The organism is Mesorhizobium sp. M4B.F.Ca.ET.089.01.1.1 (assembly GCF_004022605.1).
Taxonomy (GTDB): Bacteria; Pseudomonadota; Alphaproteobacteria; order Rhizobiales; family Rhizobiaceae; genus Mesorhizobium; species Mesorhizobium abyssinicae.
On record NZ_RZOS01001007.1, the window covers coordinates 1 to 853 of the forward strand.

Genomic DNA, 853 nt, shown 5'->3' on the forward strand with positions numbered 1-853 from the left:
GTTCCTCGGTGATCGCCTTCACCTTCCGGGTCGACACGCCTTGCACGTACATCTCGACCAGCGCCGATACCAGTGCCTTCTCCGAGCGTTGATAACGCTCGAACAATTCCGTCGAGAACCGGCCGGTCCGATCCTGCGGAACGCGAAGTTCCAGGACCCCAACCCGCGTCACAAGCTTGCGCTCATAATAGCCGGACCGGTAACCAACCCGCTCCGCCGTCCGCTCGCCTTTCTCGGCCCCGATGGCCTCCGTCATCTCGGCTTCCAAAGCCTCCTGCACGACAGCCTGCAAAACTCTGCGGAAGCCGTCCTCATCCGACAACAGCAACGCTTTCAACTCGCCTCTGCTCAGTCTAACTTCTCGATTGGTCATGCACTTACCCTTCCACGGGAATCGGTGATCGCAACGTCACCAGCGTGCCATGGCCGCCTCGCCTCAGGGCAAGGCCTGCTCTCTCTCTCCAGAGCTTTTTGCAGAACCTTCAGGACACTATCCCAGCCAGATCAGGCGGCTGTGACAGTAGCTCTGCGCAGATTGCGGAGACGCCCATACCAAGAGCTTCGACACGCGTAGCACTCTGTAGTCGCTCCGTCAGGCGCTCGATCTGGGCGTAGTCGAGAAGGCGAGCTGAGGCCTCAACCGAATGTAGGAAGGCCGCGCTCAGGTTCGCAATTTCCGGTCTTACATGCGAGTTCAGTGGCGAGGTGCTGTGTCAGTCGCCGGGCTCTATCGCGCTCAATCTCCCCGGTAACGCCACCCTGAACTCGCGAAACCCAGAGAGGCCACGAGTACGGCAAAAACGCAAAACCGACGCTTCTCCGCTGTTTGTTTGACTTACGAGTTTGGCGATAG

At 59.3% G+C, this 853-nt stretch carries 1 protein-coding gene; it reads right to left on the minus strand.

All coding sequences use genetic code 11. The annotated features are described in order from the left end of the window. On the minus strand, positions 1 to 373 hold a 373-nt coding region (locus EN780_RS35655; protein WP_189557066.1), incomplete at its 3' end, for a transposase. Positions 374 to 853 lie beyond the last annotated feature (480 nt).